Here is a 24,437-nt window from a genome sequence, read left to right as displayed (position 1 = left end):
GTGCCCGTCACGTGGGATGAAACTCCCGGTGGGCGGGACGGGGCGGTAACGTCCCCCGGGACGTCCCCCTACCCAGGAGGTTCGCCCATGTTTCGCAAGGTCCTCGTCGCCAACCGGGGTGAGATCGCCATCCGGGCGTTCCGCGCCGGCTACGAGCTCGGTGCCGGCACCGTCGCGGTCTTCCCCCACGAGGACCGCAACTCCCTGCACCGGCTGAAGGCCGACGAGGCCTACGAGATCGGTGAACCGGGCCATCCGGTCCGCGCGTACCTGTCGGTCGACGCGATCATCGACGCCGCCCGGCGGGCCGGCGCGGACGCGGTCTACCCCGGCTACGGGTTCCTCTCCGAGAACCCGGAGCTGGCCAGGGCCTGCGAACAGGCGGGTATCACGTTCGTCGGCCCGTCCACCGAGATCCTCGAGCTGACCGGCAACAAGGCCCGCGCGGTGGCCGCCGCCCGCGAGGCCGGCCTGCCGGTCCTGCGCTCCTCGGCGCCGTCCGCCGACCTCGACGAGCTGCTCGCCGCCGGCGACGAGCTCGGGTTCCCGCTGTTCGTCAAGGCGGTCGCCGGCGGTGGTGGGCGCGGCATGCGGCGGGTCATGGAGCCCGGCGCGCTGCGCGAGTCGCTCGAGGCCGCCATGCGCGAGGCCGAGTCGGCCTTCGGCGACCCGACGGTATTCCTGGAGCAGGCCGTGGTCTCGCCCCGGCACATCGAGGTACAGATCCTCTCCGACGGCACCGGCGAGCCGGGCGGGGTGATCCACCTGTTCGAGCGGGACTGCTCGGTGCAGCGCCGGCACCAGAAGGTCATCGAGATCGCGCCCGCCCCGAACCTCGACCCCGAGTTGCGCAGGCGCATCTGCGACGACGCGGTCGCGTTCGCCAGGCACATCGGCTACCGCAACGCCGGCACCGTCGAGTTCCTGCTCGACGCGAACGGGCAGCACGTGTTCATCGAGATGAACCCGCGCATCCAGGTCGAGCACACGGTCACCGAGGAGGTCACCGACGTCGACCTGGTGCAGTCGCAGCTGCGCATCGCCGCCGGCGCGACGCTCGCCGACCTCGGCCTGCGGCAGGAGGACGTCCGGCTGCGCGGCGCCGCCCTGCAGTGCCGGATCACCACCGAGGACCCGGCCAACGGGTTCCGCCCGGACACCGGCATCATCAGCCACTACCGCTCCCCGGGCGGCGCCGGGATCCGGCTGGACGGCGGCACGTCCTCCTCCGGCACCGAGATCAGCGCGCACTTCGACTCCATGCTGGTGAAGCTGTCCTGCCGTGGCCGGGACTTCCAGGCCGCGGTGTCCCGGTCCAGGCGCGCGGTGGCCGAGTTCCGGATTCGCGGCGTGGCCACGAACATCCCGTTCCTGCAGGCGGTGCTCGACGACGCCGACTTCATCGCCGGCAACGTCACCACCTCGTTCATCGAGGACCGCCCGCACCTGCTGACCGCGCGGCAGTCCGCCGACCGGGGCACCCGCCTGCTCACCTACCTCGCCGACGTCACGGTGAACAAGCCGCACGGCGACCGCCCGGCCGTGATCGACCCGGTCGCGAAGCTCCCCAAGGTCGACCTCGCCAACCCGCCCGCCGGCTCCAAGCAGCGGCTCGACGAGCTGGGCCCCGAGGGCTTCGCGCGCTGGCTGCGCGAGTCCCCGTCGGTCGGCGTCACCGACACGACGTTCCGCGACGCGCACCAGTCGCTGCTCGCCACCCGCGTGCGCACCAAGGACCTGGTGAACGTCGCGCCGCACGTCGCCGCGATGACCCCGGAGCTGCTGTCCGTCGAGTGCTGGGGCGGCGCGACCTACGACGTGGCCCTGCGGTTCCTGGCCGAGGACCCCTGGGAGCGGCTGGCCGCGCTGCGTACCGCGCTGCCCAACCTCTGCCTGCAGATGCTGCTGCGCGGGCGCAACACCGTGGGCTACACGCCGTACCCGACCGAGGTCACCACCGCGTTCGTGCAGGAGGCCGCGAGCACCGGGATCGACATCTTCCGGATCTTCGACGCGCTCAACGACGTCGAGCAGATGCGCCCGGCCATCGACGCCGTGCTGGAGACCGGCACGGCGGTCGCCGAGGTCGCCCTCTGCTACACCGCCGACCTCTCCGACCCGTCGGAGAACCTCTACACGCTCGACTACTACCTCAAGCTCGCCGAGCAGATCGTCGGCGCGGGCGCCCAGGTGCTGTGCGTCAAGGACATGGCCGGGCTGCTCCGCCCGCCGGCCGCGCACCGGCTGATCACAGCGCTGCGCAAGGAGTTCGAGCTGCCGGTCCACCTGCACACGCACGACACCGCCGGCGGCCAGCTGGCCACCTACCTGGCCGCGATCCAGGCCGGAGTGGACGCGGTCGACGGCGCGAGCGCGTCCATGGCCGGCACCACCTCCCAGCCGTCGTTGTCGGCGATCGTGGCCGCGACCGACCACGGCCCGCGCGAGACCGGCCTCGACCTGCGCGCGGTCTGCGACCTCGAGCCGTACTGGGAGACCGTCCGCAAGGTGTACGCGCCGTTCGAGGCCGGTCTGCCCGGCCCGAGCGGGCGGGTCTACACCCACGAGATCCCCGGCGGGCAGCTGTCGAACCTGCGCACCCAGGCGACCGCGCTCGGCCTGGCCGACCGGTTCGAGGAGATCGAGGCGACCTACGCCGCCGCGGACCGCATGCTGGGCAGGCTGATCAAGGTCACCCCGTCGTCCAAGGTGGTCGGTGACCTGGCGCTGCACCTGGTCGGCGCGGGAGTGGACCCGGCCGAGTTCGAGGCCGACCCCGGCCGGTTCGACGTGCCCGGCTCGGTGATCGGCTTCCTGCGCGGCGAGCTCGGCGACCCGGCCGGCGGGTGGCCGGAACCGTTCCGCGCCAAGGCGTTGCGCGGCCGGGCGGAGCCGAAGCCGGTGGTGCCGCTGACCGACGACGACCGCGCCGGCCTCGAGTCCGACCGCCGGGCGACGCTGAACCGGCTGCTGTTCCCGGAGCCGGCGAAGGAGTTCCTGGCCAAGCGCGAGCAGTTCTCCGACACCAGCGTGCTGGCCAGCAAGGACTTCTTCTACGGCCTGCAGCCCCGCATCGAGTACCCGGTCGACCTGGAGAAGGGCGTGCGGCTGCTGATCGAGCTGGAGGCGATCGGCGAGGCCGACGAGCGCGGCATGCGCAACATCATGGCCTCCCTGAACGGCCAGCTCCGCACGATCCAGGTGCGGGACCGGTCGATCGCCTCCGACGTGCCGGCCGCGGAGCGCGCGGACCGCTCGAACCCCGGGCACGTGCCGGCCCCGTTCGCGGGCGTGGTGACGCTCGCGGTGGGGGAGGGCGACACGGTCGAGGCGGGCGAGACGGTCGCGACGATCGAGGCGATGAAGATGGAGGCCTCGATCACCGCCCCGAAGGCCGGCACCGTCGAACGGCTGGCGATCGGCTCGGTCGCCCAGGTGGAGGGCGGCGACCTGCTGGTCGTGCTGAGCTGACCTCTGGGCTCAGTCGAGCGCGGTGCAGACGTTCTCGGCGTCACCGGCGGCGACCGGCATGCTCCGCGTTCCGTCCTCGTCGATGGTGATCACGTGCAGGCCGTCCAGCCGGTAGTACCCGCGCGGGTACGGGTCGGTCTCCCGGAACCCGAAGCCGAACGGGCCGATGCCGGTGAACGACCGCATCGTGACGCCGTCCGGGTACATCTCGGTCCAGGCGTGCCCGGACAGGTCGCGGGTCACCGACTCGCCGGTGGCGACGTTGGTGAACCGGGTGATCAGCTTGCCCCGGTACTCGTAGACCCGCACCGCGCCGTCCGGGTAGCGCGAGACGACCCGGTACTCCTCCTCGTCCTCGACGGCCGTCACCGACAGCTCGAAGTCGCAGTAGCGGCCGGCCGGCGCCACGAAGTCGGTCGTCTCGTAGGGCAGCCACGGCTCCGGACCGACCGGCCCCTCGTCGGCCTGTGCCGGAGCCGTGGCGGTGACGGCGGTGATCGTCAGGGCCGCGAGCACGGCCCGTACGAGTGTTCTCGTTCGCATGTCTGGTCCCTCCTGCTAACCTTTCGGCGGGATTCAACTGGTTAGTTCGCGGAGCTGTCAAGGAGGACCCCCCGTGGCCGCGAAGGTGCCGCCGCACGCCGTGCTGGTCGACGGCCACGCCCTGCCCAAGCCCGTCGCCGGCCACCCCGCGCTCGAGTTCTGCAACACCTGGGCCGGCTGGGGCGAACCCGAGGCGCCGGGCGCGGAATGGCTCGTCGACTACGACCGGTTCGTCCTCTGGGCCGAGTTCACCGGTCTGGTCCCGGCGTCCGCCGCGGCCCGCCTGCGCGGCCGGGCCGAGGACGCGGTCCTCGCCCGCGCCCGCGCACTGCGCGTCGCGCTGTACCGGATCCTGCGCCACCGCGACCTCGGGGCGCTCGACGTGCTGGCCGCCGAGGCCGACGAGGCGAACCGGCACACCCGCCTCACCGCCACCACCGAAACCGTCCACTTCGAACTCGTCGACGACGGGAATCCGTTGCTGCCACTGCGTTCCGTCGCGCTGTCCGCTGTGGACCTGCTCAGCGGCCCACAGCGGAACACCGTCCGAGCCTGCCCCGGCGACGGCTGCGGCTGGCTGTTCCTCGACCCGCGCGGCCGGCGGGTCTGGTGCAGCATGGCCTCCTGCGGCAACCGCGCCAAGGTCCGCGCGCACGCCGCCAGGAACCCCTGATCAGCTGAGGAAGTCCACCAGCACCGGCCCGGCCGACCGGACGGTGTTCAGGCCGGCCACGACGGGTCGGTGGTCAACACGGTCAGCCGCTGGGTCGCCCTGGTCAGCGCCACGTACAGGGTGCGCGGCCCGGTGGTCGACTCGGTCACCAGCTCGGTTGGCTCGACCAGGACCACCGCGTCGTACTCCAGGCCCTTGGCCTCCAGACCGTCCACCACGGACAGTCGGGCTTCGTCCACGTCGGAGCCCACGGACAGCGCGGCCCGCACCTCGGCCAGCCTGCCGGTCGAGGTGATCACCCCGACCGTGCCGTCCACCTCGGACAGCAGCGTGCGTGCTTCCGGCAGGACCGCGGCCACCAGCTCCGCCGGCCCCACCGCGCGCACCGCGGGCTTCACCCCCGTGCTGCGCACCGCGTTCGGCAGCTGGTCCGGAGTGGACACGTCGGTGACGACCTGCGCGGCCAGCTCGAAGATCTCCGCCGAGTTGCGGTAGTTCGTGCCGAGCGTGAACCGACGCCGGGTCGTTCGGGCGCCGAGCGCGGACGTGCGCGCCGATTCGGCCTCCGCCGGGTCGGGCCACGAGCTCTGCACCGGGTCGCCGACGATCGTCCAGCTCGCGTACCGGCCGCGCCGGCCGACCATCCGCCACTGCATCGGCGACAGGTCCTGCGCCTCGTCGACCACGATGTGCGAGTACTCGTCGTAGTGCGCCGCGCGGCGGTAGACCGGCGCGTCACCCGCCTCGCCGTAGGCCCGCAGCTCGGCCTCCCGCGCGGCCGTCCGGCGGCGGTGCCGCTTCGGCGGCGGGCCGAGCAGCACCCGCAGCTCGTCGAGCAGCGCGATGTCGCCGACCGTCGGCCCGGTCCCGGCCGCCCACGAGTCGGCCAGCAGGTCCACCTCGGCAGGCGACAGCGAGCGCCCGGCCGCGTCGGCCAGCCGGTCCCGGTCGGCGAGCCAGCCAAGCACCTCGTTCTCGGTCAGGATCGGCCACCACACCACGACGAACCGGTGGAAGTCGATCCGCTCGCCCAGCTCGGTGACCAGCTCGTCGTGCGCCATGCCCGGCCGGCCCTCGGCCTGCCGCCACAGCGCCTCCAGCAGCGCCTCCGCCGCGTCCACCCGGGACTGGTTCGGCGGCCGCGCCTTCGAGTGCACCTGCCGGCGGACCTTCGCCAACTCACGCTCGTCGAGCCGCAGCACCTCGCCGCGGAAGGTGATCCGCAGCTCGTCCGGCGCCCCGGGCGGGGCCGCGCGCAGCGCCCGCTTGAGCACCCGCCGCATCCGCAGCGAGCCCTTGACCCGCGTCACCTCGGGGGAGTCCATGCCGGTCGCCGTGGCGCCGTCCAGCACCTCGCCGAGGGACCGCAGCTCGACGGTGTCCTCGCCCATCGACGGCAGCACCCGCGAGATGTAGGACGTGAACGCCGGGGACGGGCCGATGACCAGCACGCCGGAGCCGCCCATCCGCCGCCGGTCGCGGTAGAGCAGGTACGCCACCCGGTGCAGGGCGACCGCGGTCTTGCCGGTGCCCGGACCGCCGGTGATCTCGGTGATGCCGCGCCACGGTGCGCGGATCGCCTCGTCCTGCTCCTTCTGGATGGTGGCGACGATGTCCCGCATCCGGTCGCCGCGGGCGCGGGTGAGGCTCGCCATCAGGGCGCCCTCGCCGACGACCGCCATGCCCTCCGGCTGCTTCTCCGGCGCGAGCAGGTCGTCGTCGATGTCGACCACGTTCTGCCCGGTGGAGCGGATGACCCGGCGGCGCACCACGTTCATCGGCTGCTCGGCGGTGGCCTGGTAGAACGCGGCGGCGGCCGGCGCGCGCCAGTCGGTGACCAGGTTGTCGAAGTTGGCGTCCCGGATCCCGAGCCGTCCGACGTACATCGTCTCGTCGTCGGTGGTGTCCAGCCGGCCGAACACCAGGCCCTCGTGCTCGGCGTCGAGGCTGCGCAGGATCTGGTTGGCGTGCCGGACCATGACGTCGCGCTCGAACAGCATGGACGCCTGCTCGAAGATCGCCTCGTTGCGTGCGCCGTGGGCGAGCTGGTCGCCCTTGCGGCGCATGTCACGGGCCTCGGCCCGCATCTCCTCGACGCGCGCGTAGACGACGTCGACATGCGCCTGCTCGGCAGCGATCTCGGCCTGCCTGACAGAGATGTGCGACACGCACTCTCCCCGATGTGCCTGCGGTGTGGAATGGGAAGAGCGAGCCTACGCGAATTGGCGGCGGTGGGGGTGGACACCCTGATCACAGATCACTGCGCGACGATGTCCCGGTGACCAGGATCGTGGCCGGAACGGCGGGCGGACGTCGGCTCGCGGTGCCCCGGCGCGGCACCCGCCCGACCTCCGACCGGGTACGCGAGGCCCTGTTCAGCGCGGTCGAGGCCGCGATGGACCTCGATGGCGCGCGGGTGCTCGACCTGTACGCCGGGACCGGCGCGCTCGGCCTCGAGGCCCTGTCCCGTGGTGCGGCTCACGCCCTGCTCGTCGAGTCGGACCCCGGGGCGGTGTCGGTGCTGCGCCGGAACGTGTCGACCCTCGGCCTGGCCGGGGCGTCGGTGCGCCAGGGCAAGGTCGCCACCGTCCTCGCCGAGCCGGCGCCGGACCCGTTCGACCTGGTTCTCGCCGATCCCCCGTACGCGCTGCCGGAGCCGTCGCTGTCCGCCGACCTGGTGGCCCTGGCCGCCTGGACCCGCCCGGGGACCCTGGTCGTGGTCGAACGCGCCAGCCGCTCGGCCGGCGTCGAGTGGCCGCCGGCGTGGGAGCGCGGCCGGGTGCGGACCTACGGGGACACCGCGCTGCACTGGGCCACCGTCTGAGTCACGGGTCTGAGTCACGGTCGGGTGATCACCACCACCGTTCGCCCAGAACGGCCGGTTCCGGCTGGTACGGTCCGCCAATGCGGCGCGCGGTGTGTCCCGGTTCCTACGACCCGCCGACCAATGGGCACCTCGACATCCTCGAGCGAGCCGCGGACGTGTTCGACGAGGTCGTGGTCGCGGTTCTGATCAACAAGAACAAGCGCGGCCTGTTCACCGTCGACGAGCGGATGGAGATGCTCGCGGAGGCGGCCGCGCACCTGCCGAACGTGCGGATCGACTCGTGGCACGGGCTGCTGGTCGAGTACTGCCGCCAGCACGACATCAAGGCGATCGTGAAGGGCCTGCGCGCGATCAGCGACTTCGACTACGAGCTGCAGATGGCCCAGATGAACCAGCAGCTCACCGGCGTGGAGACCCTCTTCATGCCGACGAAGCCGTTGAACAGCTTCCTGTCCAGCTCCCTGGTCAAGGAGGTCGCCACCTACGGCGGCGACGTGGCCCACCTGCTCCCGGAGACGGTCCACCGCCGCCTGCTCACCCGCATCGCCGACGACCCTTCCTAGAGGGCCAGCTTCATGCCGACGTGGCTCGCGACGAAGCCGAGGCGTTCGTAGAACCGGTGCGCGTCGACGCGGCTCGCGTCGGTGGTGAGCTGGACCAGCGCCGCTCCCCGTGCCCTGGACTCCTCGATCGCCCACTCCGCCAACCGCCTGCCCAGGCCAGAGCCCCGGTGGTCCGCCCGCACCCGGACCGCCTCGATCAGCGCCCGCGTCGCGCCCCGCCGGGACAGGCCGGGAACGAACGTCAGCTGCAGCGTGCCGACCACCTCGCCGCCCACCTCGGCCACCGCCAGGTACTGGTGCGGGTCCGCGTCGATCAACGTGAACGCCCGCTCGTAGGCCGGGTCGCCCGGCGACTCGCGCCGCGCACCAAGCGGATCGTCGGCCAGCATCGCCACGATCGCCGCGACGTCGTCCCGGGTCGCCCGGCGGATCGTGAGGGTGTCCATTCGCGTCATTGAAGCGACGAATGGCGGCTACTGGTGCGTCACTCGACCGGGTTACGGTCGGAAAATGAGCAACGTCACATCCAAGCCTGTGAAGACGCTCCTCACCCTGCTGGTCGCCGCGCTCGGCGTGTTCGGCCTGACCACCGCCACGTTCGCGGCGACCGAAACCCCGACCGAGACCGCCCCGGCTGCCCAGCCGGTCTGCGGGGACACATCGAGCTACGACCTCGTCCCGCTCGGCGACCTGCCGCCGGAGGCCGAGGACACCGCGGACCTGATCGCGCAGGGCGGACCGTTCCCCTACCCGCAGGACGGCACCGTCTTCCAGAACCGCGAGGACCTCCTCCCGGACTGCGCCGAGGGCTACTACCACGAGTACACCGTCGAGACCCCGGGCAGCGACCACCGCGGCGCCCGCCGCATCGTCACCGGCTCCGAGGGCGAGCACTTCTACACCGCCGACCACTACGCCAGCTTCGTGCTCATCGACCTCGGTGGCGCGCCGAGCGAGTGCGGCGACCCCACTGGCATCGACGAGGCCGGCCTGTCCACCCTCCCCGCCGAGGTCGCCGACACGATCGCGCTCGTCCAGGCGGGCGGCCCCTACCCGTACCCCGAGGACGGCCAGACCTACGAGAACCGCGAGGGCGTCCTGCCGGACTGCGCCGCCGGCTACTACAGCCTGTACACCGTGCCCACCCCGGGCGCCCCGGACCGCGGTGAGCGCCGCCTCGTCGCGGGCGACGCGGGCGAGTTCTACTACACCCCCGACCGGTACGGCACGTTCGTCCACGTGAACCTCGACGGCTGACACGCCAGCGGGCCACCTCCACCGCTCACCCCCGGCGACGCGGCAGACTGGGTGACGCAGGTGGCGGTGGAGGAGGCCCGGGTGTACAAGGTGTTCGAGGCGTTGGACGAGCTCGTCACGATCCTGGAGGAAGCCAGGAGCGTGCCGATGACCTCCAGTTGCGTGGTCCCGCGCGGGGATATCCTCGAACTGCTCGACGAGGTCCGCGACGCGTTGCCCGCCGAGGTCGACGACGCCCAGGACGTCCTGGACCGCAAGGACGAGATCATCGGCGCCGCCGAGCACCAGGCCGAGCAGACCGTCAGCAAGGCCAACATGGAGGCCGAGAAGACCGTCGAGGACGCCCGTGCCGAGGCCGAGCGCATGGTCGCCGACGCCACCGCGCACGCCGAGCGCCTCGTCGCCGACGCCGAGGCCCGCGCCGACCAGACCGTCGCCGCCGGCCAGGCCAAGTACGACGACCTGGTGAACCGCTCCCAGGTCGAGGCCGACCGGATGATCCAGGCCGGCCGCGAGTCCTACGAGCGCTCCGTCGAGGACGGCCGGATCGAGCAGCAGCGCCTGGTCTCCCAGACCGAGGTCGTGCAGGCCGCGCACGCCGAGTCCGCCCGCATCCTCGACGCGACCGCCGACGAGGCGGCCCGCCAGCGCGCCGAGTGCGACGAGTACGTCGACAGCAAGCTCGCCGAGTTCTCCGACCTGCTCAGCCACACGCTCCGCACGGTCGGCAAGGGCCGCGCCCACCTGCGCGGCGCGGCCGCGCTCAGCTCGGCCACCGGCGCGCCGCCGGGCGCGGCGCCGTTCGACTACACGGCCTGACCAGCAGGCGTAGGCTTGACGGACCGTGCCGCCACATCAACCGTTGGGAAGCGTCGAGTTCGCCATGTCCGAACGCAAGAGCCCGTGGGTCATCGACACCAGGGACCTCGGCCGCAGGCCGGGCCTGTCCCGCCAGGTGCACCGTGAGGCCCCCACCAGCGCCGCCCTCGGGGTCGAGGGCGTGATCGCCGTACCCAAGGGCGCCGAGGTCGAGCTCGACGTGCTGCTCGAGTCGGTGGTCGAGGGCGTGCTCGTGTCCGGCACCGCGGTCGCGCCGGTGGCGGGGGAGTGCTCGCGGTGCCTCGACCCGATCGCCGACGAGGAGATCGAGGTCGAGTTCACCGAGCTGTTCGCCTACCCGGACAGCGCCACCGACCAGACCACCGACTCCGACGAGATAGCGCGCCTGGTCGACGACCTCGTCGACCTGGAGCCGGTCGTCCGCGACGCCGCCGTGCTCGCGCTGCCGAGCGTGCCGCTGTGCACGCCCGACTGCGCCGGGCTGTGCCCGGAATGCGGCGTCAAGTGGGCCGATGCGGGTCCCGATCACCGGCATGAGAGCATTGACCCTCGGTGGGCCGCGCTCACCGAGCGGTTCAGCACCGACCGGGACGAGTGATGTGTTCCGTCCGGTCCCACCCTGTCGTTTGAAGGAGAGTCAGTCGTGGCCGTCCCCAAGCGGAAGATGTCGCGTTCCAACACGCGCACGCGCCGGTCGCAGTGGAAGACCAGCGCCCCGCACCTGGTGGAGTGCTCCAACCGGGCCTGCCGCACCCCGAAGCCGCAGCACGTGGTCTGCCCGGCGTGTGGCCAGTACAGCGGCCGTCAGGTCAACGAGCCGGCCTGACCAGGGCTGATGAAGGTGGTCAGCGGTAGTGGGGGCTAGGTCGGCACGCGGTCCGGCGGCCGACCCGGCCAGGCTGCTCGAAGCGCTCGGCGTCGAGTTGGACGCCGAGCTGCTCACGCTTGCCATGACCCACCGCTCCTACGCCTACGAGAACGGCGGCCTGCCGCCGAACGAGCGGCTGGAGTTCCTCGGTGACGCCGTGCTCGGGCTCGTCGTCACCGACCACCTCTACAACGCCCATCCCGACCTGCCCGAGGGCAACCTGGCGAAGCTGCGGGCCAGCGTGGTCAACATGCACGCGCTCGCCGGCGTCGCCCGTGGTCTTGGCGACGGCGGCCTCGGCCCGCACCTGCTGCTCGGCAAGGGCGAGGAGCTCACCGGCGGCCGTGACAAGGCCAGCATCCTGGCCGACGGCATGGAGGCCGTGATCGGCGCGGTGTACCTCCAGCACGGGATCGAGGTCGCGCGCACGCTGGTGCACCGCCTGTTCGACCCGTTGCTCACCGAGGCGCCGCTGCTCGGCGCCGGGCTCGACTGGAAGACCTCGCTGCAGGAGCTCACCGCGCACGCCGGCCTCGGGGTGCCCGAGTACCGGGTGGACGAGCAGGGCCCCGACCACCGCAAGGAGTTCACCGCCACGGTGGTCGTCGCCGGGCAGGACCGGGGCAGCGGCGACGGCAAGACCAAGAAGGAAGCCGAGCAGAAGGCGGCCGAGGCGGCCTGGCGCACGCTGTCCGAGATGGTCAAGTCGGCCACCCAGGACTCGGATGCCTGAGCTGCCCGAGGTCGAGGTCGTCCGCACCGGCGTCGACGTCCACGTCACCGGGCGGCTGATCAGCTCCGTCGAGGTGCTGCACCCCCGCGCGGTCCGCCGGCACCCGCCCGGCGCCGCCGACTTCGCCGCCCGCCTGGCGGGGCACAAGGTCGAGGCCGTGCGGCGGCGGGGCAAGTACCTGTGGGCCGAGCTGTCCGGCGACGAGGCGCTGCTCGCACACCTCGGGATGAGCGGCCAGCTGCTGGTGCAGCCGGTCGGCGCGCCGGACGAGAGGCACCTGCGGGTCCGGTTCCGGTTCGACGACGACGGCCCCGAGCTGCGGTTCGTCGACCAGCGGACCTTCGGCGGGTTCTCCATGGGCGAGCTGGTCACCGTCGACGGAACCGTTCTGCCGGCGCCGATCGCGCACATCGGCCGCGACCCGATGGACCCGCTGTTCGACCCGGCCGCGGCCGTGCGCGCGCTGCGCCGCAAGCGCACCGAGCTGAAACGAGCCCTGCTGGACCAGACGCTCGTGTCGGGCATCGGCAACATCTACGCCGACGAGGCGCTGTGGCGGGCGCGGCTGCACTGGGCCAGGCCGACCGAGCGGGTCACCCCGGCCAAGGCCGCGCAGGTGCTGACCGCGGCGACCGAGGTGATGACCGAGGCGCTCGGCGCGGGCGGGACGTCGTTCGACGCGCTCTACGTGAACGTCAACGGCCAGTCCGGGTACTTCGACCGCAGCCTGGCGGTCTACGGGCAGGAGGGCCTGCCGTGCCCGCGCTGCGGCCGCCCCATCCGGCGGGAGCCGTTCATGAACCGCAGCTCGTTCTCGTGCCCGAGGTGCCAGCCCCGCCCTCGCTGAGGCACGTCAGCGCGGGTGGCAGCGCCCCTGCACCTTGGCGCGCAGCTCGTCGGTCATCCCCGCGTAGCCGGGACCGGGCCCCGGCGGGATCCGGGTGAGCTCGTCGGTCGAGAGGACCGGACCGGGCAGCTCCTGGTCGGACATCACCCGGACCAGGCCGTCGAGCAGCAGCTCCAGGTGGCGGTGGCTGAGCTGGTGGTTGTCCTCCGGGTCCATCTCGCCGGGCAGCGGCGGGGTCAGCCGGATGATCAGCAGCCCGATGTCGCCGCTGGTCACGTCCTCGCGCAGGTAGCCCTGCCGGTGCGCCGCGTCGACCAGCGCGTCCACCGCGTCGCGGGACTCCCGCCTGGCGGCCATCAACTCGTCGTCCATCGGGACGCGGTCGGCCAGTACCGGCATCACCGCGCCGATCCGCAGGTCGATCGAGTCGTGCATGAACCGGCTGAGCCCGGCGAACGCGTCCGGCTCCTCGGCCAGCGACACGGTGGCCTCGTGGGCCGACTGTCGCAGCGTGTCGAGGGCGACCTGCCGAAGCAATACCGAGCGGTCGGGAAAATGGCGGTACAGGGTGGCGATCCCGACGCCCGCGCGCCGCGCGATCGCCTCCATGGGAGCCGCCGGTCCCTGCTCGATCAGCAGGTCGACGGCGGATCGCAGAATCTGCTCCCGGTTGCGGAGGGCGTCCGCACGCATCCGGCGCTGCTTGGGTCGGTGACCGTTGGTCTCGTTCATTGGGGCCTTATCCGGACGAAAATCCTTCGGAAAGAAACGTTACTCGAGCCGAGCGGCCACCACTAGGGCCTTTCGTTGCCATCACAACCACTCGCGCCCGTAAGGAACCCGTCAACACCGTGACCAGCGGCGTCAAGGTTCCGTCAGCCGGGCTCGAGTTCCCGCCGACCGCGCGCAGGCTGGTGCCGACCGGGCCGCCGACGGGGCGGCCCCACCGAAAGGATGGCACCGATGGCCGATCTGGCCTTCGCCGTGCTGCTGGTCGCCGGCTTCGCCGTGCTGGCGCTGGTCCTGCGCGGACTGGAGCGGATGTGACCGGATTACTCCAGGTCGGCCTGCTCGTGGTGGCCCTGGCCGCCGCCTACAAGCCGCTCGGCGACCACATGGCCAGCGTCTACACCAGCACCGGGCACTGGCGGGTGGAACGAGCAATCTACCGCGTCGTCCGCGTCGACCCCGGCTCCGAGCAGCGCTGGACCACCTACGCGGCCGGCGTGCTCGGCTTCTCGTTCGCCGGCATCGTGCTGCTCTACCTGATCCAGCGCGTCCAGCCGCTGTTGCCGTTCGGGTTCGGCCGAGGCGCGGTCGAACCGGGCATCGCGTTCAACACCGCGATCAGCTTCGTGACCAACACGAACTGGCAGTCCTACGTGCCAGAGGCGGTCATGGGCCACTCGGTGCAGATGCTCGGCCTGACCACGCAGAACTTCGTCTCCGCCGCGGTCGGCATGTCGGTCGCCGTCGCGCTGGTCCGCGGGTTCGCCCGCACCGGCGGTGACCGGCTCGGCAACTTCTGGGTGGACCTGACCCGCGGCGTGATCCGGATCCTGCTGCCGATCGCCGCCGTCTCGGCCGTCGTGCTGATCGCCGGCGGGGTCGTGCAGAGCCTCGCCGCCGGTGTCGACGTGACCAATCCGGACGGCTCGTCGAGCACGATCCCGCTGGCGCCCGCGGCCAGTCAGGAGGCGATCAAGGAACTCGGCACCAACGGCGGCGGGATCTTCAACGCCAACTCCGCGCACCCGTTCGAGAACCCGAACGCGTTCACCAACCTGGTCGAGCTGTTCCTGCTGCTGGTCATCCCGGTCTCCCTGACCCGCACCTTCGGCGTCCTGGTCGGTGACCGGCGTCAGGGCCGGGTGCTGCTCGGCGTGATGACCGCGATCTTCGCGGCCGTGCTGACCGTCACCTGGCTCGCCGAGGCCAATGCCGGCGGGACCGCCGCCACCGCTGCCGGCGCCGCGATGGAGGGCAAGGAACAGCGGTTCGGCATCGCCGGGTCGGCGCTGTTCTCCATCGCCACCACCGGCACCTCGACCGGTGCGGTCAACTCCATGCACGACAGCTTCTCCGGCCTCGGCGGCGGCGCGCAGCTGCTGAACATGATGTTCGGCGAGGTCGCGCCGGGCGGGGTCGGCAGCGGGCTCTACGGCATGCTCGTGCTCGCCGTCGTCGCGATGTTCGTCTCGGGCCTGCTGGTCGGCCGCACCCCGGAGTACCTGGGCAAGAAACTCGGCCGGCGCGAGGTCACCTGCGCCGCGGTCGCGATCCTGGCCATGCCGACGGTCCTGCTGCTCGGCACCGGGATCGCGCTGACCATGCCCGCCGAACTCGACCGGGCACTGAACAACTCCGGCCCGCACGGCCTGTCCGAGGTCCTCTACGCCTACACCTCGGCGAGCAACAACAACGGCAGCGCGTTCGCCGGCCTCACCGTGACCAGCCCGTGGTTCCAGTCCTCGCTCGGCCTGTGCATGCTGCTCGGCCGGCTGGTCCCGATCCTCGCCGTGCTGTGCCTGGCCGGCTCCCTCGTCGCGCAGCCGAAGGTGCCGCGCACGGCCGGCACGCTGCCCACCACCGGCCCGCTGTTCGCCTCGATGCTCGGCGGCACGGTCGTACTGGTCGCCGCGCTCACCTTCATCCCCGCTCTCGCCCTCGGACCGATCGCGGAGGCCCTGGCATGACCCGCTTGGCGGCGTCCCTCCCGGACGCCCTGCGCAAGCTGCACCCCCGCCACCAGCTGCACAACCCGGTGATGTTCGTCGTCTGGCTCGGCTCGCTGCTCGCGACCGGCTACGCGGTCGCCGACCCAGGCGTGTTCCCGATCCTGGTGACCGCGTGGCTGTGGCTGACCGTGCTGTTCGCCAACCTGGCCGAGGCGGTCGCCGAGGGCCGGGGCCGGGCGCGGGCGGAGAGCCTGCGGCGGACCAGGAAGGACACCATGGCCCGCCGGCTCGCCGCCGACGGCACCGAGACCCTGGTGCCGGGTGCCGAACTGCGCGTCGGCGACCGGGTCGTCGTCGAGGCCGGGCAGGTGATCCCCGGCGACGGCGACGTGGTCGAGGGTGTCGCCGCGGTCGACGAGTCGGCCATCACCGGCGAGTCGGCCCCGGTGGTCCGCGAGTCCGGCGGCGACCTCTCCTCGGTCACCGGCGGCACCACCGTGCTGTCCGACCGGATCGTGGTGCGGATCTCCACCGCGCCAGGGGAGTCCTTCGTGGACCGGATGATCGCGCTCGTCGAGGGCGCCAGCCGGCAGCGCACCCCGAACGAGATCGCCCTGACCATCCTGCTGTCCACGCTCACGGTCATCTTCCTGCTCGCCGTGCTCGCACTGCGGCCGATGGCCGCCTACTCCGGGGCCGCGCAGCCGGTCGTCGTGCTGGTCGCGCTGCTGGTCTGCCTGATCCCGACCACGATCAGCGCCCTGCTGTCCGCGATCGGCATCGCCGGCATGGACCGGCTGGTGCGGCGCAACGTGCTCGCCGGTTCCGGCCGTGCCGTCGAGGCCGCCGGTGACGTGTCGACGCTGCTGCTGGACAAGACCGGCACGATCACCTTCGGCAACCGGCGGGCCACCGAGCTGATCCCGGTCGACGGCACCCCGCTGCCGGTGCTGACCGAGGCCGCCCGCCTCGCGAGCCTGGCCGACGGGACGCCGGAGGGCCGCAGCGTCCTGGAACTGTGCGGCGGCCCGGTCGAGCCGGCCGAACCGCACGAGTTCGTGCCGTTCACCGCGCGCACCAGGATGAGCGGCATCGACCTCGGGGATCGCCGCATCCGCAAGGGCGCCGCGAGCGGCTTCCCGGTCACCGCCGAGACCCGCCTGGTCGTCGACGAGATCAGCGCCGCCGGCGGCACCCCGCTCGTGGTGGCCGAGAACGACACCGTGCTCGGCGTCATCCGGCTCTCCGACGTGGTCAAGCCGGCGATGCGGGAACGGTTCGCCGAGCTGCGCCGGATGGGCATCCGGACCGTCATGGTCACCGGCGACAACCCGCTGACCGCGAAGGCGATCGCCGCCGAGTCCGGCGTCGACGACTACCTCGCCGAGGCCACGCCGGAGGACAAGCTGACCCTGATCCGGTCCGAGCAGGAGGGCGGACGGCTGGTCGCGATGACCGGCGACGGCACCAACGACGCGCCCGCGCTGGCCCGGTCGGACGTGGGGGTCGCCATGAACAGCGGCACCGCCGCGGCCAAGGAGGCCGGCAACATGGTCGACCTCGACTCCGACCCGACGAAGCTGATCGAGATCGTGGAGATCGGCAAACAGCTGCTGATCACCCGCGGCGCGCTGACCACCTTCAGCATCGCCAACGACCTCGCGAAGTACTTCGCGATCCTGCCGGCCATGTTCGCCGGGATCCTCCCGCAGCTCGACCGGCTGAACGTGATGAACCTGGCCACGCCCCGGTCGGCGATCCTCTCCGCGGTGATCTTCAACGCCCTGGTCATCGTCGCGCTGGTCCCGCTCGCGCTGCGCGGGGTCCGCTACCGCCCGGCCAGCGCGTCCGCGCTGCTGCGGCGCAACCTGCTGGTCTACGGCCTCGGCGGTGTCGCCACGCCGTTCGCCGGCATCTGGCTGATCGACCTCCTCGTCCGTCTCATCCCCGGAATCGGGTGACCCGTGCACACACTCCTCGCCCAGACCCGCGCCGGCCTACGGGCACTGCTCGTGCTCACCGTGCTCGTCGGCGTCCTCTACCCGCTCGGCATCTGGCTGGTCAGCCGCGTACCCGGCCTGCACGACAACGCCGAGGGCTCGGTCGTCGTCCGGGACGGCCGCGCGGTCGGCTCCGCGCACATCGGCATCGACCCGGTCCCGGCCGACCCCGACGCCGACCCGTGGTTCCACACCCGTCCGTCGGCCGGCTCGTCCGGTCCGCTCGGTCCCGGCGACCCGGCCGCCTCGGGCGGGAGCAACAAGGGCCAGAGCGACCCGGACCTGACCGCCCTGGTGAACGAGCGCAAGGACCTGATCGCGGTCCGCGAGGGTGTGCCCCGCGACCGGGTGCCGCCGGACGCGGTCACCGCCTCGGCGTCCGGCCTGGACCCGCACATCAGCCCCGCCTACGCCGAGCTCCAGGTCCCGAGGGTCGCCCGGGTCACCGGTCTGTCCGAGGACCGGGTGCGCGCACTGGTCGCCGAGCACACCTCGGACCGGGTGCTCTGGTTCCTCGGCGAGCCGGCGGTGAACGTGCTCGCGCTGAACCTGGCCGTCCAGGCGGAGGCCGGGTCGTCGGGGTGAGCGGGCAGGCGCAGACTGGCCCCGTGGAGCAGAGCACGCGGCCGCGCCGCCGGGGCGAGCTGCGCATCTACTTCGGCGCGGCGCCCGGGGTCGGCAAGACCTACGCCATGCTCGGCGAGGCGCACCGCAGGCTGGAGCGCGGCACCGACGTGGTGGCCGGCCTGGTCGAGACGCACGAGCGGGCCAGGACCGACCGGCTGCTCGAGGGTCTGGAGGTCGTCCCGCGCCGGGTCGTGCGCCACCGAGGGCACGAGCTCGCCGAACTGGACCTGGACGCGGTGCTCGCCCGCCGGCCGGAGGTGGTGCTGGTCGACGAGCTCGCGCACACCAACGCGCCGGGCTCCCGCAACGCCAAGCGGTGGCAGGACGTCCACGAGCTGCTCGACGCCGGCATCGACGTGCTGTCCACGGTGAACGTGCAGCACCTGGAGAGCGTCAACGACGTCGTGGAGGCGATCACCGGCGTCCGGCAGCGGGAGACCGTGCCGGACCAGGTGGTGCGCCGGGCCGAGCAGCTGGAGCTGGTCGACATCACCCCGGAGGCGCTGCGCCGCCGTCTCGCGCACGGCAACGTCTACCCGGCCCGCCGCATCGACGCCGCGCTCGGCAACTACTTCCGCCCCGGCAACCTGACCGCGCTGCGCGAGCTGGCGCTGCTGTGGGTGGCCGACCAGGTCGACGTCGCGCTGCGCCGGTACCGGGACGAGCAGCGGATCACCGACCCATGGGAGGCCCGCGAGCGCGTGGTCGTCGCCGTCACCGGTGGCCCGGAGACCGAGACGCTGGTCCGCCGTGCGAGCCGGATCGCGGCCCGCGCCGGCGCGGAGCTGCTGGTACTGCACGTACTGCGCGGCGACGGCCTCACCGGCGTGTCGCCCGGCGCCGTGTCCGGCATGCGCAGGCTGGCCGCCGACCTCGGGGCGACGTTCCACACGGTCGTCGGCGACGACGTGCCGGACGCCCTGCTGGACTTCGCCCGCGGCGTGAACGCCACCCAGCTCGTGCTCGGCACGTCCCGCCGGTCCCGCGTAGCGCGGTTGTTCGACGAGGGCATCGGCGCCGGCGTCGTGCAGCGCTCCGGCCGGATCGACGTGCACATGGTCACCCACGAGGAGGCCGGGCGCGGGTGGCGGCGGCTCGGCCGCAACCCGCTGGGCGTCTCCCGCCGGGTCGCGGCGTTCGTGCTCGCCGTGGTCGGCCCGGCGCTCGCCACGGTCGCCGGTGTGGTGCTGCGCGAGGAGTTCAGCATCTCCACCGACCTGGTCGCCTACTTCCTGGTGACGGTGCTGGTCGCGCTGGTCGGCGGGCTGGTGCCCGCGCTGCTGGCGGCGCTGCTGTCCGGCGCGCTGCTGAACTTCTTCTTCACCCAGCCCTACCACTCGCTGCACGTGGCCGACGAGGAGAACCTGGTCATGCTGCTGGCCATGGTGGTCGTCGCCGTGCTGGTCGCGACCGTGGTGGACCGGGCGGCGCGGCGGACCGCGCAGGCCACCGCGGCCCGCACCGAGGCGTCGCTGCTCACCTCCTACGCGCGCACGGTGCTGACCTCGCCGCGCCCGGTGGACCGGCTGCTGGAGAAGGTGCGGGAGAACTTCGGCCTGTCGTCGGTCACCCTGCTGGAGCGGCGTGCGGGGGAGTGGCACCGGGTCGCGTGCGCCGGGCCGTCGGAGTGCGCCGGCCCCGACGAGGCGGACGTCGACGTGGCGGTCACCCCGGACGTGCACCTGGCGCTGCGCGGCCGCGCGCTGCCCGCCGAGACCCGGGGCGTGCTGGAGACCGCCGCCGGGCAGGCGCTGCTGGCCCTGCGCCAACAGCGGATGGCGGCCGAGGCGGCGGAGGCGCGGCGGCACGCCGAGACCACCGAGCTGCGCACCGCGCTGCTGTCCGCGGTGGGCCACGACCTGCGCACCCCGCTCACGTCGATCAAGGCCGCCGCGGGCAGCCTGCGCGCACCCGACCTCGAACTGTCGCCGCGGGACTCCCAGGAACTCCTGGCCACGGTCGAGGAGTCGGCGGACCGGCTGTCGAGCCTGGTCGACAACCTGCTCGACTCGTCCCGCCTGGCCACCGGCGCGGTCCGGCCCCGGCTGCGCCCGGTCACCTACGACGAGGTGGTCGCGCGCGCCCTGTCCGGAGTGGACGGCCGGGCCGCGGTCGAGGTCGACGTCGAGATCGATGTCGACGAGTCGCTGCCGCCGGTCACCGCCGACGCCGGCCTGTTGGAGCGGGTGGTGGCGAACGTGGTCGACAACGCGCTGCGGCACGGCTCGCCCGGCCTGGCCCGCGCGGTTCCGCCGGCCGAGCCGCCGATCGCGATCCGCGCGAGCACCCACGGCGAGCGGGTCGAGTTGCGGGTCGTGGATCATGGCAGGGGGTTGCCGAAGGGCGTGGCGGACACGGTGTTCCTGCCGTTCCAGCGCCTCGGCGACTCGACGAGCGGCATCGGGCTCGGCATGTCGGTGGCGAAGGGGTTCGTCGACGCGATGGCGGGCACGATCAGGACCGAGGACACCCCGGGCGGCGGGCTGACCGTGGTGATCTCCCTACCGGTCGCGGGAGGCGACGCGTGACCCGGGTACTGGTGGTCGACGACGAGCCGCAGATCGTGCGGACGTTGCGGATCAACCTGACCGCGCGGGGCTACGAGGTGGCGACCGCGCTGTCCGGTGAGGAGGCGCTGCGGGTGGCGGCCTCGTTCCGGCCGGAGGTGGTGATCCTCGACCTCGGCCTCCCGGACATCGACGGCGTCACGGTCATCGACGGCCTGCGCGGCTGGACCGGGGCCCCGATCATCGTGCTGTCCGCACGCTCCGACTCCGGCGACAAGGTGGCGGCCCTGGACGCCGGCGCGGACGACTACGTCACCAAGCCGTTCGGCATGGACGAGCTGCTGGCCCGGCTGCGGGCGGCGGTCCGGCGGGCGTCGGCGGTGCCGGCCGGTGAGGAGGCGGTGGTCGAGACGGCGGCGTTCACCGTCGACCTGGCGGCCAAGAAGGTCCGCCGCGGCGGCGCCGAGGTGCACCTGACGCCGACCGAATGGGGCATCCTGGAGCTGCTGGTGCGCAACCGGGGGAAGCTGGTGGGGCAGAAGCAGCTGCTGCGGGAGGTGTGGGGGCCCGCGTACGCGTCGGAGACGCACTACCTGCGGGTGTACCTGGCGCAGCTGCGCCGCAAGCTGGAACCGCATCCCGCGCGGCCCGCGCACCTGGTGACCGAGCCGGGCATGGGCTACCGCTTCGAGGTCTGAGCGCTCAGTACCCGAAGTTCTGGGTCCAGTACCAGCCGTCCTTGTCCAGACCGACGCCGATGGCGGTCAGCTGGCAGTTCAGGATGTTGGCCCGGTGGCCGTCGGACTCCATCCAGCTGTTCATCACCTGGGTGGCGCTGCGCTGGCCGCGGGCGATGTTCTCCGCGCCCGGGTTCGGGTAGCCGGCGGCGACGATGCGCTCGGCGAAGCCGACGCCCTCCGGGGTGGTGTGGTCGAAGTAGTCCCGGTCGGCCATGTCGCTGCTGTGGCCATTGGCCGCGTCGACCAGCTCGGGTACCACCCGCAACGGGTCACACCCGCGCTTGGTGCGCGCGTCGTTGACCAGGGTGACGACCTGCTCCGCCTCGGTGACCTGCGTGGGAGGGGCGCTCGGCGTCGCCGGTTCGCTCGGCTCGGGGGAGGGCGGAGGCGCCGGGGCCTCGCTGGTCCCGGTCTCCTCGGGGGTCGGCTCCGGCGGCGGGGCGTCGGGCGACCGCTCCCGGGAGGTCCCGGCCTCGGTCGTGCGCTCGGTGGGCGTCGAGGTCGCGGCGGCGTCCTCAGAGGCGGCGGTCTCGGAGCCGGGCGGGCCGGGTTCCTCGACCGCAAGGCTGACCGTGCCGAGGTGTGCCACCGTCTGGCCGCTGGCGACGAGCGTCGCCGCGCCGGCCACCATCGCGCCGACGAGGGCAGCGCTGAGGGCGGGGAGCATGGGGTGCCGTCTTCTTCGTGACGATGTCACGGTCCGGCAACGTACCACTAACGGGTGGCGTTACAAAGGGTGGATCAGTTACTCGAGGTAGTGGTGTCCGGCGGGGGAATCTCGACCGTGACGCTGACCGATGCCGAGTCGCTCTTGCCCTTGTCGTCGGTCACCGTGAGCGTCACCGTGTAGCTGCCGGAGGCGGTGTACGTGTGGGACGGATTCGGCGAGGAACTCGTCCCGCCGTCCCCGAAATCCCAGAAGTAGGTCAGCGAGCGGCCCTCGGGGTCGCTGGAGCCGCTGCTCGAGAAGGAGAAGTCGCCACCCGTCGCCGGGCAGGTCACACAGGCGGCCTGCGCGGTCGGCGCCTTGTTCACCGGCGGTGGCGGCGTTGTCTCGCCCGGTGGGGTCGTGCCGCCACCACCACCGCCACCTCCGCCGCCGCCACCACCGCCGCCGGTCGGGGGCGTCGGGTGGTTGCCGCCGGTGTCCCCGTCCTGGCCGTCCTCGGTGGTGGTCTCGTCCTCGGTGGTCTCCTCGTCGGTCGTCGTGGTGGTCGACGACGTCGTCTGCTTCTTCGAGGAGGACTTGCCGGGCTCGGAGGTGGTGGTCGTCGGGTCCGTGGTGTCCGGGTCGTACGTCGTCGACTCGATCGTCCCGCGGCTCTCCGGTTTCGGCGCCGCCTGCTCGTCGTCCCGCGAGGCGGACAGCGCGGCCACGGTGGCGAACACCGTCGACACCACGACGGCGGCCACGCCGAGGGACACGTACGGGGACCGGGTCAACCTCGACCGGGTCCCGGGAGGTTGTTCCGGCAGCGGTGTCAGCTCGTCACTCGGCTCGGACATGCTGGGGTCCAACCTCCTAGACTGCGCCATTGCTCCGGACGGCGTAGTACAACGCGGTAAGTTATCACCGTGGGCCACACCGTAGTTGACCAACCCGTTCGGCTGACCTCCTGGGTCCACGGCCGGGTGCAGGGCGTGGGGTTCCGGTGGTGGACCCGCGCCCGCGCGCTCGAACTGGGCCTCATCGGCTACGCCCGCAACCTCAACGACGGCCGGGTGGAAGTGGTTGCGGAAGGCGACCGAAAATCCTGCCAGAGCCTGCTCGACCTGCTGCGATCCGCCGGCACACCGGGCACGGTGGACACCGTCGTGGAACGCTGGTCGGACGCCAAGGGCAACCTCGCCGGCTTCGCGGAGCGGTGATCCTCCCGACAGTCGATCGATAACGGCCAGGTCACAGCCGTGTCGGGGTTGAACCGCGGCGACGATTCAGGCGTAATCCTGCGGTGTGGGGAACACCCCGGACCAGGAGGACGAGCTCATCCGTGAGCTCTACAGCCGCTACCGGCGCCCGCTCTACGGCTACGTGCTGAGAGCGGTGGGCGGCGACCACCAGCACGCCGAGGACGTGGTGCAGGAGACCCTGCTCCGCGCCTGGCGCAACGCGCACGCGCTGTCGGTCGACCAGGCCGGCCCGTGGCTCTACACGGTCGCCCGCAACCTGGTCGTCTCCGGCTACCGCAAGCAGAACGCCCGGGTCGACGAGGTGCCGATGCTGGAGCGCGACTGGGCCCGTCCGAGCGACGACTTCGACCGCGTCCTGCAGGGCTGGCAGGTCGCCGAGGCGATGCGGGTGCTGTCGAAGGACCACCGGGCGGTGATCGCGGAGCTGTTCTTCCGGCGCCGCACGATCACCGAGGCGGCCTCGGTCCTCGGGGTGCCGCCCGGCACCGTGAAGTCCCGCTCGTTCTACGCGCTGCGGGCCCTACGAGACGCACTGGAGGAGCGGGGGGTGACCGAGCCGTGACCTGCACCCAGACCGTGACGCTCGGCGCGTACCTGCTCGGTGCGCTCGAGCCGCCGGAACGCTACGAGTTCGAGGCGCACATCGCCGGCTGCGACAACTGCCGCACCGAGCTGGTCCGGCTCGCCCCGCTGCCCGGCATGCTCAACCAGATCTCCGTCGAGGACTTCGACGAGGGCCTGCCGCCCGGCGAGCTCTACCCGACCGCGCCGATGCCGATCCAGACCCTCGCCGCCCCCACCCCCCGGCTGCTCGCCCCGCCGCCGGAGCTGCTGGAGCCGCCGACCGCCCCGCAGCCGCCGGTCACCGCGGACCCGCCGGCCGCGCCCGACACGCCGGACCCGGCGTACCGGCGACGGAAGCGGATGTGGCAGATCGCCGCGGCCGCCGTCGTGGTGGTCGCCGTCGTGGTGGGCGGCATGTTCGGCTGGCGGGCGCTGCGCCACTCGCCGCCCGCCGCCGAGCCCGGCATCACCTGGACGGCCACCGCGCCGGAGAGCGACGTCAGCGCCGACGTTCGGCTGATCGATCACGAATGGGGCACCGAGCTGCAGATCACGATGGCCAACGTGCCCCCGAACCGGGAGTGCTACGTGATCGTCTACGACCACTACGGACACCGCCAGACCGCCGGCTGGTGGGGCACCGACCACGCAGCCGACGAGGAGATCCCGGCGTCCACCTCGATCCAGCGCAGCAAGATCGACCGGCTGGAGTTCCGGCTCGACGACCGGCGCACGTTCCTGACCGTGCACGCGCCGGTCGGCTGACCAGGTCCCACGTCCGGACGGGC

At 72.5% G+C, this 24,437-nt stretch carries 24 protein-coding genes; 18 read left to right on the top strand and 6 right to left on the bottom strand.

Annotated features, from left to right (window positions below; genetic code table 11):
• Positions 1-87 precede the first annotated feature (87 nt).
• Positions 88-3,471, top strand: coding sequence for a pyruvate carboxylase (locus tag JT362_RS16925; RefSeq protein WP_260192181.1), 3,384 nt, complete (start codon positions 88-90; stop codon positions 3,469-3,471).
• 9 nt (positions 3,472-3,480) lie between these two features.
• Here the strand turns inward: JT362_RS16925 and JT362_RS16920 are convergent, their stop codons facing one another.
• Complete coding sequence (locus JT362_RS16920; RefSeq protein WP_260192180.1) at positions 3,481-4,014, bottom strand: hypothetical protein; 534 nt, start codon at positions 4,012-4,014, stop codon at positions 3,481-3,483.
• Positions 4,015-4,087: 73 nt separating this feature from the next.
• Between JT362_RS16920 and JT362_RS16915 the strand changes: the two genes are divergently transcribed.
• On the top strand, positions 4,088-4,687 hold the full coding sequence (locus JT362_RS16915; RefSeq protein ID WP_260192179.1) for a CGNR zinc finger domain-containing protein: 600 nt from the start codon (positions 4,088-4,090) through the stop codon (positions 4,685-4,687).
• Positions 4,688-4,734: 47 nt separating this feature from the next.
• Here the strand turns inward: JT362_RS16915 and JT362_RS16910 are convergent, their stop codons facing one another.
• Positions 4,735-6,855, bottom strand: coding sequence for a HelD family protein (locus tag JT362_RS16910; RefSeq protein ID WP_260192178.1), 2,121 nt, complete (start codon positions 6,853-6,855; stop codon positions 4,735-4,737).
• A gap of 110 nt (positions 6,856-6,965) precedes the next feature.
• Between JT362_RS16910 and rsmD the strand changes: the two genes are divergently transcribed.
• Complete coding sequence (gene rsmD / locus JT362_RS16905) at positions 6,966-7,511, top strand: 16S rRNA (guanine(966)-N(2))-methyltransferase RsmD (RefSeq protein WP_260192177.1); 546 nt, start codon at positions 6,966-6,968, stop codon at positions 7,509-7,511.
• Between the two features lie 80 nt (positions 7,512-7,591).
• Positions 7,592-8,077, top strand: coding sequence for a pantetheine-phosphate adenylyltransferase (gene coaD, locus JT362_RS16900; RefSeq protein WP_260192176.1), 486 nt, complete (start codon positions 7,592-7,594; stop codon positions 8,075-8,077).
• On the opposite strand, the gene JT362_RS16895 is transcribed toward coaD, so the two are convergent.
• Entirely contained in the window at positions 8,074-8,523 is a 450-nt protein-coding gene (locus tag JT362_RS16895) for a GNAT family N-acetyltransferase (RefSeq protein ID WP_260192175.1), read from the bottom strand. The genes coaD and JT362_RS16895 overlap by 4 nt on opposite strands.
• Positions 8,524-8,587: 64 nt before the next feature.
• Here JT362_RS16895 and JT362_RS16890 point away from each other — a divergent pair, with 64 nt between their 5' ends.
• From JT362_RS16890 to mutM, 6 genes are all read left to right on the top strand, one after another.
• On the top strand, positions 8,588-9,334 hold the full coding sequence (locus tag JT362_RS16890; protein WP_260192174.1) for a guanyl-specific ribonuclease: 747 nt from the start codon (positions 8,588-8,590) through the stop codon (positions 9,332-9,334).
• Positions 9,335-9,415: 81 nt separating this feature from the next.
• Positions 9,416-10,153 (top strand): flotillin family protein, encoded by a 738-nt coding sequence (locus tag JT362_RS16885; RefSeq protein WP_260192628.1) that lies wholly within the window; start codon positions 9,416-9,418, stop codon positions 10,151-10,153.
• A 64-nt stretch (positions 10,154-10,217) separates the two neighbouring features.
• Entirely contained in the window at positions 10,218-10,772 is a 555-nt protein-coding gene (locus JT362_RS16880) for a YceD family protein (RefSeq protein WP_260192173.1), read from the top strand.
• 45 nt (positions 10,773-10,817) lie between these two features.
• Positions 10,818-11,000: a 50S ribosomal protein L32 gene (gene rpmF / locus JT362_RS16875; RefSeq protein ID WP_260192172.1), complete on the top strand. Its 183-nt coding sequence runs from the start codon at positions 10,818-10,820 to the stop codon at positions 10,998-11,000.
• A gap of 28 nt (positions 11,001-11,028) precedes the next feature.
• Entirely contained in the window at positions 11,029-11,775 is a 747-nt protein-coding gene (gene rnc / locus JT362_RS16870) for a ribonuclease III (RefSeq protein WP_260192171.1), read from the top strand.
• Positions 11,768-12,622 (top strand): bifunctional DNA-formamidopyrimidine glycosylase/DNA-(apurinic or apyrimidinic site) lyase, encoded by an 855-nt coding sequence (mutM, locus tag JT362_RS16865; RefSeq protein ID WP_260192170.1) that lies wholly within the window; start codon positions 11,768-11,770, stop codon positions 12,620-12,622. The genes rnc and mutM overlap by 8 nt, the downstream gene beginning before the upstream one ends.
• A 6-nt stretch (positions 12,623-12,628) precedes the next feature.
• Here the strand turns inward: mutM and JT362_RS16860 are convergent, their stop codons facing one another.
• Positions 12,629-13,354, bottom strand: a complete 726-nt coding sequence (locus JT362_RS16860) for a TetR/AcrR family transcriptional regulator (RefSeq protein ID WP_260192169.1) — start codon at positions 13,352-13,354, stop codon at positions 12,629-12,631.
• Positions 13,355-13,665: 311 nt separating this feature from the next.
• On the opposite strand from JT362_RS16860, the gene kdpA reads away from it, so the two are divergent.
• Genes kdpA through JT362_RS16835 form a run of 5 tightly spaced genes read left to right on the top strand, consistent with a single transcriptional unit; the run spans position 13,666 to position 21,132 of the window.
• Positions 13,666-15,318 (top strand): potassium-transporting ATPase subunit KdpA, encoded by a 1,653-nt coding sequence (gene kdpA, locus JT362_RS16855; protein ID WP_260192168.1) that lies wholly within the window; start codon positions 13,666-13,668, stop codon positions 15,316-15,318.
• On the top strand, positions 15,315-17,261 hold the full coding sequence (gene kdpB, locus JT362_RS16850) for a potassium-transporting ATPase subunit KdpB (protein ID WP_260192167.1): 1,947 nt from the start codon (positions 15,315-15,317) through the stop codon (positions 17,259-17,261). Before kdpA ends, kdpB begins: the two co-directional genes overlap by 4 nt.
• A 3-nt stretch (positions 17,262-17,264) precedes the next feature.
• Positions 17,265-17,885: a potassium-transporting ATPase subunit C gene (locus JT362_RS16845; protein WP_260192166.1), complete on the top strand. Its 621-nt coding sequence runs from the start codon at positions 17,265-17,267 to the stop codon at positions 17,883-17,885.
• A gap of 23 nt (positions 17,886-17,908) precedes the next feature.
• Positions 17,909-20,455 (top strand): sensor histidine kinase, encoded by a 2,547-nt coding sequence (locus JT362_RS16840; protein ID WP_260192165.1) that lies wholly within the window; start codon positions 17,909-17,911, stop codon positions 20,453-20,455.
• On the top strand, positions 20,452-21,132 hold the full coding sequence (locus JT362_RS16835) for a response regulator (RefSeq protein ID WP_260192164.1): 681 nt from the start codon (positions 20,452-20,454) through the stop codon (positions 21,130-21,132). The genes JT362_RS16840 and JT362_RS16835 overlap by 4 nt, the downstream gene beginning before the upstream one ends.
• A 4-nt stretch (positions 21,133-21,136) precedes the next feature.
• On the opposite strand, the gene JT362_RS16830 is transcribed toward JT362_RS16835, so the two are convergent.
• Positions 21,137-21,805 carry a CAP domain-containing protein gene (locus tag JT362_RS16830; RefSeq protein WP_375546519.1) on the bottom strand — a complete coding sequence of 223 codons (669 nt, stop codon included), beginning with the start codon at positions 21,803-21,805 and terminating at the stop codon, positions 21,137-21,139.
• A 110-nt stretch (positions 21,806-21,915) separates the two neighbouring features.
• The gene (locus JT362_RS16825; protein ID WP_260192162.1) at positions 21,916-22,680 is read right to left on the bottom strand and encodes a PKD domain-containing protein; all 765 of its coding nucleotides are present in this window, start codon (positions 22,678-22,680) and stop codon (positions 21,916-21,918) included.
• A gap of 69 nt (positions 22,681-22,749) precedes the next feature.
• Here JT362_RS16825 and JT362_RS16820 point away from each other — a divergent pair, with 69 nt between their 5' ends.
• From JT362_RS16820 to JT362_RS16810, 3 genes are all read left to right on the top strand, one after another.
• Positions 22,750-23,043 carry an acylphosphatase gene (locus tag JT362_RS16820; RefSeq protein ID WP_260192161.1) on the top strand — a complete coding sequence of 98 codons (294 nt, stop codon included), beginning with the start codon at positions 22,750-22,752 and terminating at the stop codon, positions 23,041-23,043.
• 85 nt (positions 23,044-23,128) lie between these two features.
• Positions 23,129-23,647, top strand: a complete 519-nt coding sequence (locus JT362_RS16815; protein WP_260192160.1) for a sigma-70 family RNA polymerase sigma factor — start codon at positions 23,129-23,131, stop codon at positions 23,645-23,647.
• Positions 23,644-24,414, top strand: coding sequence for a zf-HC2 domain-containing protein (locus JT362_RS16810; protein ID WP_260192159.1), 771 nt, complete (start codon positions 23,644-23,646; stop codon positions 24,412-24,414). Before JT362_RS16815 ends, JT362_RS16810 begins: the two co-directional genes overlap by 4 nt.
• Positions 24,415-24,437: the final 23 nt, after the last annotated feature.

Source organism: Actinophytocola gossypii, from assembly GCF_025165815.1.
GTDB lineage: Bacteria > Actinomycetota > Actinomycetes > Mycobacteriales > Pseudonocardiaceae > Actinophytocola > Actinophytocola gossypii.
The sequence above is the reverse complement of the archived record's forward strand: the minus strand, read 5'-3'. Positions and strand labels throughout refer to the sequence as shown.

Bases quoted from the DNA above. Each gene is read 5' to 3' on its own strand.
- JT362_RS16925 (WP_260192181.1), top strand. From the start codon at position 88: ATGTTTCGCAAGGTCCTCGTCGCCAACCGGGGTGAGATCGCCATCCGG.
- JT362_RS16920 (WP_260192180.1), bottom strand. From the start codon at position 4,014: ATGCGAACGAGAACACTCGTACGGGCCGTGCTCGCGGCCCTGACGATC.
- coaD (WP_260192176.1), top strand. From the start codon at position 7,592: ATGCGGCGCGCGGTGTGTCCCGGTTCCTACGACCCGCCGACCAATGGG.
- JT362_RS16895 (WP_260192175.1), bottom strand. From the start codon at position 8,523: ATGGACACCCTCACGATCCGCCGGGCGACCCGGGACGACGTCGCGGCG.
- JT362_RS16890 (WP_260192174.1), top strand. From the start codon at position 8,588: ATGAGCAACGTCACATCCAAGCCTGTGAAGACGCTCCTCACCCTGCTG.
- JT362_RS16880 (WP_260192173.1), top strand. From the start codon at position 10,218: ATGTCCGAACGCAAGAGCCCGTGGGTCATCGACACCAGGGACCTCGGC.
- mutM (WP_260192170.1), top strand. From the start codon at position 11,768: ATGCCTGAGCTGCCCGAGGTCGAGGTCGTCCGCACCGGCGTCGACGTC.
- JT362_RS16860 (WP_260192169.1), bottom strand. From the start codon at position 13,354: ATGAACGAGACCAACGGTCACCGACCCAAGCAGCGCCGGATGCGTGCG.
- kdpB (WP_260192167.1), top strand. From the start codon at position 15,315: ATGACCCGCTTGGCGGCGTCCCTCCCGGACGCCCTGCGCAAGCTGCAC.
- JT362_RS16830 (WP_375546519.1), bottom strand. From the start codon at position 21,805: ATGGTGGCCGGCGCGGCGACGCTCGTCGCCAGCGGCCAGACGGTGGCA.
- JT362_RS16825 (WP_260192162.1), bottom strand. From the start codon at position 22,680: ATGTCCGAGCCGAGTGACGAGCTGACACCGCTGCCGGAACAACCTCCC.